Consider the following 8316-nt stretch of genomic DNA (forward strand, 5'->3'; position numbering starts at 1 on the left):
CCTACCGGGTGGTCACCCATGAGCTGGCCGCCGAGACCCGGTGGCTGACCCGGCTCGCCGTCCGGGCCTGCGCCGGGGACCTCGCCCTGCGGGACCACGCCCCCTGGGCCCTGCACACGGCGATCCGGGAGCTGCTGGTCCGGGTCCCCGTCTACCGGCCGTACGTCACCGCGGGGGGCCCGCCGACGGAGCTCGCCGAGTCGGCGCTGCCGCCCCAGGCGGTACGGGACGCGAAGGCCGCGTTCTCCGTGCCGCAGGAGGCCACGGCCGTGGACGTGGTGCGGGAGCTGGCGCTCGGCCGGCTGGGCGCGGGCGAGGAACACGCCGAGTTCTGTGCCCGGTTCGCCCAGACGGCGTCGGCACTGCACGCCAAGTCGGTGGAGGACACGGCGTTCTACCGGTACGTCCCGTTGCTCTCGGCGACCGAGGTGGGCGGCGACCCGGGCCGGCCGGCGGTGTCCCCGGAGGAGTTCCACGCGTACTGCGCCCGCGTCGCCCGCGACTGGCCGGCCACCGGCACGGTGCTGACCACGCACGACACCAAGCGCAGCGGTGACGTCCGGGCCCGGATCGCCGTCCTCTCGGAGTGCCCGGAGCGCTGGGCCGCGCTGGTGGCGCGGCTGTCCCGGGCGGCCGGGGTGGCGGCGCCGGATCCGCAGCTGGCCTGGCAGGCCTGGCAGTCGGCGTACGGCTGCGCGGGGCTGCCGGCCGCGGAGGCGGCGGGCAGGCTGGAGCCGGCGCTGCTGAAGGCGGTCCGGGAGGCGGGCCTGTTCACCAGCTGGACCGAGCCGGACCCGGCGTACGAGCGAGCGGTGACCGACTTCGTGGCGGCGGGCCCGGGCAGCGGCACCGGCGAGGTCCGCTCGGCGCTGACCCGGTTCGCGGCGGCCCTGGAACCCTTCGTGCGGGCCAATGTGCTGGGGGCGGCGCTGGTGCACCTCACCATGCCGGGCGTGCCCGATCTCTACCAGGGCACGGAGCGGGAGTACCTCGCCCTGGTGGACCCGGACAACCGCCGCCCGTTCGGCCGCCCGCCCGAGGGGCGCGACGACGACCCCAAGGCGGAGGTCACTGCGGCGGCGCTGCGGCTGCGCCGGGAGCGTCCCGGGCTCTTCGGCGAGTCGGGCACCTACGCCCCGCTGGGGGCCCGGGGCCCGGCGGCCGCCCACTGCCTGGCGTTCTGCCGGTCCGGGGACGTGGTCACGGCGGTGACGCGGCTGTCGCTGCGGCTCGCGGAGGAGGGCGGCTGGCGCGGCACGGCGCTGACGCTGCCCGACGGTGGCCGGTGGCGCGATCTGCTCACCCCGGGGCGGGAGTTCACCGGCCCCGAGGTGGCCGTGGCGGAGCTGTTCGCGGACCGGCCGGTGGCGCTGCTCGTCAGGGCCTGACGCGACGCGCCGTGGGCACGGGGGTCACTGCGGCGGGAGCTGCGCGGGTGAGGTGAGCAGGAAGGCCACCCGGCCGAAGCTGACCTGGTCACCGGCGCGCACCGGGACGGCGCCGATGACCCGTCGGCCGTTGACGCAGGTGCCGTTCGTGGAGCCGAGGTCGCGGAGGATCCACCGGCTGCCGTGGGCGGTCAGCTCGGCGTGCCGGCGCGACACGGTCTCGTGGCTGAGCCGCAGTCCGTTGCCCGGGTCGCGGCCTATGTGCAGCGGGTGCGGACCGGGCACGGGCAGCAGGAGCTTGGGCAGCCGCTCGGACTGCCAGGCCCGCCGCAGCCGCGCCGGGAACGCGGAGGCCCCGCCCACCGCGCGGAGGAGTCCACGGCTCCAGCGTCCGCCGGACTCCAGGTCGGCGGTGAGCACCGCGAGGTCCTCGGACCGCCGGGCGGTCAGCGCGAGTTCCATCCGCCGCAGGAAGGTGTCCTGGGAGAGCTTGCCCTGGGCCACGCCGTCCCTCAGAGCGTCGAGAGCACGGTCGCGCTGGGCGTCCGACAGCCGCGCGGGGTACGTGGAGTGCTCGAAGGATGACGTCACGGTCCGATTGTCGGGCCGACAGGGCTGGGGTGTCCAGCAGAAGGCCGCTTCGGGCCGCCCTGACCTGCGCGGCAGCGGAAAAGCGGTAGGCCGTGGGCGCGGGGGTTGCTACCGTCACGCCCGCCGCCGCCCCCGCGCCGGCGAACCGCGCCCTGGAGTACCTGTGCCCCTTGCCCCACTGGACCTGATCATCCGTCACCTCGAAGGGCCCGAGGAGCTCGGCCTCTTCCTCGGCCTGCCGTACGTCCTGGACCACGAGGTGGCCGACGACCTCGCGGCCGGCCGCCGCCCTCCCGAGTGGATGTGGGTGGCACTGCGCGGTGGGCGGGTGGCCGCCCGGCTCTCGTGGTGGACCGATGAGCGCGGGGGCGGCCCGCGGTTCCTGGACTTCTTCGACCTGGACGACACCCTGCCGGAGCCGGAGCGCGGTGAGATCGGGCTGCGACTGCTGGAGACGGCGACGGCCGCGGTGATACCCGCCGGGGCGCCCCGTCCCGAGTACGGACGGTTCGTCCCGCCGGACTGGCGTAAGGATCCCGCCGCCCGTGAGGTGGTCGAGGCGCGGCTGCGGGTCATGGCGGCGAGCGGTGCCCGTGTCCTGGTGGAGCGGCTGCGCCTGGAGTGGCGCGCGGGCACGCCCGTGCCGAAGGACGAGGGCCGGCTGATGTTCCGTCAGGTCAGGGACCGGGAGGACCTGGTCGCCCTGATGGCCGCGGTGGTGGACGGCACCCTGGACGCCCACGGCCGGGCGGACCTGGCGTCCGGGCTGACCGCACGCGAGGCCGCCGAGAAGCAGTACGAGGAGGAGTTCGCGCAGCTGAGGTCCCCACGGGAGTGGTGGCGGGTCGCGGAACTCCCGGGTGGAGAACCGGTCGGCTTCGTGGTCCCGGCCCGCAACAACTACCACCCGATGATCGCGTACATCGGAGTGCTGCCGGCCCACCGGGGCCACGGCTACGTCGACGACGTCCTCGCCGAGGGCACCCGGGTGCTCGCGGCCCGGGGCGTGGAGCGGATCAGGGCCGCCACCGACCTCGGCAACGCGCCGATGGCGAAGTCCTTCGCACGCCTGGGATACGTGAACTTCGAGCGCGCCGTCGACATGGTGTGGGACTGACCGGGGCCCGCCGGGCGGGGCCCTCAGCCGGTGCCCGCCGCGCGCTGGGCGCGGATCAGGTCCCGGTACCAGGTGTACGACTCCTTGGGCGTGCGCCGGAGCGTCGCGTAGTCGATGTGGACGAGCCCGAAACGCTTGCCGGCGCCCTCGGTCCACTCCACGTTGTCGGTGAGTGACCAGGTGAAGTAGCCGCGTACGTCGACGCCCGCGTCGATGGCCGACCGCAGGGCCTTCAGGTGTCCCTCCAGGTAGGCGATGCGGCGGCCGTCGGCGACGGGTTCGTCGACGGCGCAGCCGTTCTCGGTGATGTAGACGGGGGGCAGCCGGTCGCCGAAGCGGTCCCGGAGCTGCCCGAGGGTCTCGGTGAGCCCTTCGGGGACGACGGGCCAGCCGAAGTCGGTGGTCTCGTACCCCTGTATCTCCCGGATTCCGAAGGGCAGGCCCTCCGGCATGCGGTAGCCGGAGAAGGAGTCCAGGGCCTCCGGCTTCGGGGCGCCGACGAGGGTGGGGTTGTAGTAGTTGACGCCGTACCAGTCGAGCGGGGTGGAGATGACCCCGAGGTCGTCCTCCACGGGACCCGGCATGAGGGAGGCGAAGCCCTCGTCGGGGTAGCGGCCGGTCAGCACGGGGTCGGCGAACAGCCAGTTGGTGAGGGTGTCGTAGAGCTCCGCGCCCATGCGGTCCTCGTCCGTGTCACCGGCCGTCCAGACGGGCGTGTGGGACAGGGCGAGGCCGATGTTCCCGGCCCCGGCCGCGCGCAGCGCCCGTACGGCGAGGCCGTGCGCGAGCAGTTGGTGGTGGGCGGCGGGCAGCGCGTCGAAGAGCAGGGTGCGGCCGGGGGCGTGCTCGCCGAGCGCGTACCCGAGCATGGTGACCTCGGCCGGTTCGTTGATGGTGATCCACATGGGGACGCGGTCGGCGAGCCGTTCCGCGACGATGCCCGCGTACTCGGCGAAGCGGTAGGCGGTGTCCCGGTGGAGCCAGCCGCCCTCCTCCTCCAGCGCGAGCGGGGTGTCCCAGTGGTAGAGGGTCGGGGCGGGGGTGACGCCGCGGGCGCAGAGCTCGTCGACGAGCCGGTCGTAGAAGTCCAGCCCGGCGGGGTTGACCGCGCCGCTGCCGCCGGGGACGACCCGGGGCCAGCTGACGGAGAAGCGGAAGGCGTCCGCGCCGAGTCCGGCGAGCAGGGCGACGTCCTCCCGGTAGCGCTCGTGGAAGCCGGTGCCCCGGGTGGTGTCGGTGCCGTCCTTGATCCTGCCCTGCGCGGCGAAGGCGTCCCAGCCGGAGAGGCCCTTGCCGTCGGTGTCGTGCGCCCCTTCGGTCTGGAAGGCTGAGGCGGACGCGCCCCAGAGGAAACCGGGGGGAAAGATCGGCACGGTCATCTCGGCCTCCAGCAGCCGTCAGAGGGACCTGGTACTCGTTCCGGGTGCTCCTGCCCATGTCCGCCGCGTATGAGCACCCGCCGGCAGGGCAATGATCAGGACCAGACCTTAATCGCCAGGTGCGGATCCGCTCCAGTGCCCCGGGGCCGTGCGTGCGCCTTCCGCCGGTCATGGGCCCGGGGCGGCCCCGCCGGTTCGTGGACGAGGAGTGGTGGATGCAGTTCGAGGTGTGGGCCCCTCAGGCCGCGTCGGTCCTGCTGGCGACGGCGGGCGGGCGGCGGCCGATGGAGCGTGATCCGCTGCGTGCGGGCTGGTGGGCGGCCGAGGCCGAGGCGGTGGACGGCGACCGCTACGGCTTCGTGCTCGACGACGGCCCCGTCCTGCCCGATCCGCGCTCCCGCCGCCAGCCGGACGGTCCCGACGGCGAGAGCGCGGTGGTCGACCAGGAGGCGTACGCCTGGCGCCACCCGTGGGCCGGACGCGGACTGCCGGGCGCCGTGCTGTACGAGCTGCACATCGGGACGTTCACCGAGGCGGGCACCTTCGACGCGGCGGCCGGACGGCTCGGCCATCTGGTGGACCTGGGTGTCACCCATGTGTCGCTGATGCCGGTCTGCCCCTTCCCCGGCACGCACGGGTGGGGGTACGAGGGCGTGTCGCTGTGGGCGGTGCACGAACCGTACGGCGGGCCGGAGGGCCTGAAGCGCTTCGTGGACGCGGCACACGGTCTGGGCCTGGCCGTCGTGCTGGACGTGGTCCACAACCACCTGGGCCCCTCCGGCAACCACCTCCCGGCCTTCGGCCCGTACTTCACCGACACCCACCACACGCCGTGGGGCTCGGCCGTCAACCTCGACGCCCCGGGCTCGGACGAGGTCCGCGCGTATCTGCTGGGCAGTGCGCTGGCCTGGCTGCGGGACTACCGGCTCGACGGGCTGCGGCTGGACGCGGTCCACGCGCTCGCGGACGACCGGGCGCTGACCTTCCTGGAGGAGCTGTCCACGGCGGTCGACGCGCTCGCCGTGGAGGTGGGCCGCCCCCTGCCGCTGATCGCCGAGTCCGACCTGTGCGACCCGCGGACGACGACGCCGAGGCCCGAGGGCGGCCTCGGGCTGCACGCCCAGTGGAACGACGACTTCCACCACGCGCTGCACACCGCGCTGACCGGTGAGTCGCAGGGCTACTACGCCGACTTCGCCGCCGCCCCGCTGGCCGCGCTCGCCAAGACGGTGACCGCCGCGTTCTTCCACAACGGCACGTACTCCAGCTTCCGGGGCCGCACGCACGGCCGGCCCGTGGACATCACCCGGACCCCCGCCCACCGCTTCGTCGGCTACGCCCAGACGCACGACCAGATCGGCAACCGCGCGCTCGGCGACCGCCTCGCCTCGTCCCTGTCCCCCGGACTCCAGGCGTGCGCGGCGGCCCTGGTGCTCACCGGGCCGTTCACCCCGATGCTCTTCATGGGCGAGGAGTGGGGCGCCCGCACTCCGTGGCAGTTCTTCACCGACCACACCGATCCGGAGCTCGCCCGTGCCGTACGCGAGGGCAGGAGACGGGAGTTCGCGGCGCACGGCTGGGCGGCCGAGGACGTCCCCGACCCGCAGGACCCGGACACGCGGGCCCGTTCGTGCCTCGACTGGAGCGAACCGGAGCGGGAACCGCACGCCCGGATGCGGGCCTGGTACCGCGAGCTGATCGCGCTGCGCCACGCCATGCCCGACCTCTGCGATCCGGACCTGGCCGCGGTCCGGACGGCGTACGACGAGGGGGCGCGCTGGATCGCCTACCGCCGGGGCGACCTACGGGTCGCGGTCAACCTCGCCGACGCACCGGCCGCCGTCCCGCTGGGGCTCGGACGGCACCGCGCGGGCGGGGGCCGGGTACTGGCCGCCTGGACGCCCGTGGAAGCCCCGGGCGCCGACGGGGTGCTGCGCCTGCCGCCCGAGTCGTGCGTGGTGCTGGCCGACGACTGACCGCCGGGGACGCGACCGGTCCTACTCGACGACCGCCAGTTCGCGCGGGGTGGTGTTCAGCCGCCGTCCGCCGTCCTCGGTGACGGTGACGATGTCCTCGATGCGGACCCCGAAGCGGCCCGGGAGGTAGATACCCGGCTCGACGGAGAAGCACATGCCCGGCACCAGGGGCTGCTCCTCGCCCTCGATCATGTACGGCGGTTCGTGGGTGGTGACACCGATGCCGTGGCCGGTGCGGTGGATGAACCGTTCGCCGTAACCGAATTCGGTGATGACGGCACGGGCCGCCCGGTCGACGTCCTGACAGGCGGCGCCGGGGCGTACGGCGCGGCACCCCGCCTCCTGCGCCTCCCGCACGATGTCGTGGACCCGCTGCTCCTCGGTGGTGGGTTCGCCGACGTGGACCGTACGGGAGGTGTCGGAACCGTACCCGTGTTTGAGGCCGCCGAAGTCCAGCACGACCATGTCGCCCCGCTCGATGGTGCGGCCCCCCGCCTCGTGGTGCGGGTTGGCGCCGTTCGGGCCGGAGCCCACCACGGTGAAGTCGACCTGCTCGTGGCCGTACTCCCGTAGGAGGGCGGCGAGTTCGGCGGCCACGTCGGTCTCCCGGCGGCCGGAGAAGCGGACCTCCAGGACGCGCTCGTACGCGGCGTCGGCGGCGGCCCCCGCTGCGGCGAGCCGTTCCAGTTCGGCCGCGTCCTTCACCGCGCGCAGCATCGGCAGGGCCTCGGTCAGCGAGGCGTACGAGGTCCCGGGCAGCCGCTGCTGCAGGGCCAGCAGATGGAGGGCCCAGGTGTTGTCGCTGACCGCGAACCGGCCCTCGGCGTCCAGCGATGCGGCGGACAGGGCGTACGGGTCGGCGGCGTCGGTCCAGTCCCGCAGGGTGAGCGCCGGGGCACCGGCGGCGCGTTCGGCGTCCGCGGCCTCCAGTGCGGGGACGACCAGGACGGGGTCGTGACCGGCCCGCAGGACGAGCAGGGTGAGCCGCTCGGTGGCGGCGGTCGGGCGGTAGCCGGTGAGGTGGACCAGGTCGGGCCCGGGGGCGACGAGCACGCCCGCGAGGCCGGCGGCGTCGGCGGCCTCGGCGGCACGGGCCATCCGGGCCCGGTAGTCGTCGGCGGTGAAGGGCACGGGCCGGTCGGTACCGGGGCTGGTCATGGGGGCCTCCTCGGGGGACGGCTGGACGGCTGGACGGCGGGACGGCTGGACGGCGGGACGGCTGGACGGCTGGACGGCTGGACGGCACCCAGCATGCTCCGCTCAGGACATCCGTACCACCAGGTCGGCCCGGTCGCGGTGCCGCTCCACGAGGCGGGCGTTGCGCTCGTCGGAGCCGGCGACCCAGCGTTCCGCGTGCGGGCGGGGCTTGCCGAACCGCACGTGCCGGTCCACGAGCCGGCGCACCCGCACGTCCGGGGCGGCGTCCAGGAACCACACCTCGTCGAGCAGCCCCCGCACCGGCGCCCAGGGCCCCTCGTCCAGCAGCAGGTAGTTGCCCTCGGTCACGACGAGCGGGACGTCCGGGGGCACGGGCACGGCTCCGGCGACCGGTTCCTCCAGTTCCCGGTCGAACGCGGGCGCGTACACCGGGTCCGGCCCCTCGGGGTGCCGCAGCCGCCTCAGCAGCGCCGCGTACCCGGCGGCGTCGAAGGTGTCGGGCGCGCCCTTGCGCTCCGCCCGTCCGAGGCGCGTCAGCTCGGCTCCGGCCAGGTGGAAGCCGTCCATCGGGACGAGGACCGCCTGTCCGTCGAGGGCGTCGACGAGCCGGGCGGCCAGGGTGGACTTCCCGGAGCCGGGCGCGCCCGCGATCCCGAGGAGGCGCCGGGTGCCGTCGGCGGCGAGGCCGCGGGCGCGGTCCGTCAGCC

The 8316-nt window shown here is 74.8% G+C and carries 6 protein-coding genes and 1 pseudogene; 3 read left to right on the forward strand and 4 right to left on the reverse strand.

From position 1 onward, the window contains the following. Positions 1-1388: pseudogene (locus tag IH13_RS0120170) on the forward strand (malto-oligosyltrehalose synthase); the annotation flags it as partial. 24 nt (positions 1389-1412) lie between these two features. Here the strand turns inward: IH13_RS0120170 and IH13_RS0120175 are convergent. Continuing rightward, positions 1413-1979 carry a DUF1707 and FHA domain-containing protein gene (locus IH13_RS0120175; protein WP_031086417.1) on the reverse strand — a complete coding sequence of 189 codons (567 nt, stop codon included), beginning with the start codon at positions 1977-1979 and terminating at the stop codon, positions 1413-1415. 163 nt (positions 1980-2142) lie between these two features. Here IH13_RS0120175 and IH13_RS0120180 point away from each other — a divergent pair, with 163 nt between their 5' ends. Further along, a complete protein-coding gene (locus tag IH13_RS0120180) occupies positions 2143-3096 on the forward strand; it encodes a GNAT family N-acetyltransferase (protein WP_031086419.1) in 954 nt (317 codons plus the stop codon). A 23-nt stretch (positions 3097-3119) separates the two neighbouring features. On the opposite strand, the gene IH13_RS0120185 is transcribed toward IH13_RS0120180, so the two are convergent. Then, on the reverse strand, positions 3120-4475 hold the full coding sequence (locus IH13_RS0120185) for a GH1 family beta-glucosidase (protein ID WP_031086420.1): 1356 nt from the start codon (positions 4473-4475) through the stop codon (positions 3120-3122). 215 nt (positions 4476-4690) lie between these two features. Here IH13_RS0120185 and treZ point away from each other — a divergent pair, with 215 nt between their 5' ends. After that, positions 4691-6451, forward strand: a complete 1761-nt coding sequence (gene treZ, locus IH13_RS0120190; RefSeq protein ID WP_031086421.1) for a malto-oligosyltrehalose trehalohydrolase — start codon at positions 4691-4693, stop codon at positions 6449-6451. 21 nt (positions 6452-6472) lie between these two features. Here treZ and IH13_RS0120195 read toward each other — a convergent pair whose 3' ends face one another. Together IH13_RS0120195 and IH13_RS0120200 are read right to left on the reverse strand one after the other, a co-directional pair. Then, positions 6473-7609, reverse strand: coding sequence for an aminopeptidase P family protein (locus tag IH13_RS0120195; RefSeq protein ID WP_031086422.1), 1137 nt, complete (start codon positions 7607-7609; stop codon positions 6473-6475). 102 nt (positions 7610-7711) lie between these two features. Next, positions 7712-8314 (reverse strand): nucleoside/nucleotide kinase family protein, encoded by a 603-nt coding sequence (locus IH13_RS0120200; RefSeq protein ID WP_031086423.1) that lies wholly within the window; start codon positions 8312-8314, stop codon positions 7712-7714. Positions 8315-8316: the final 2 nt, after the last annotated feature.

It is taken from the genome of Streptomyces sp. NRRL WC-3549 (assembly GCF_000721935.1).
Classification (GTDB): Bacteria; Actinomycetota; Actinomycetes; order Streptomycetales; family Streptomycetaceae; genus Streptomyces.

Bases quoted from the DNA above. Each gene is read 5' to 3' on its own strand.
- IH13_RS0120185 (WP_031086420.1), bottom strand. From the start codon at position 4,475: ATGACCGTGCCGATCTTTCCCCCCGGTTTCCTCTGGGGCGCGTCCGCC.
- treZ (WP_031086421.1), top strand. From the start codon at position 4,691: ATGCAGTTCGAGGTGTGGGCCCCTCAGGCCGCGTCGGTCCTGCTGGCG.
- IH13_RS0120195 (WP_031086422.1), bottom strand. From the start codon at position 7,609: ATGACCAGCCCCGGTACCGACCGGCCCGTGCCCTTCACCGCCGACGAC.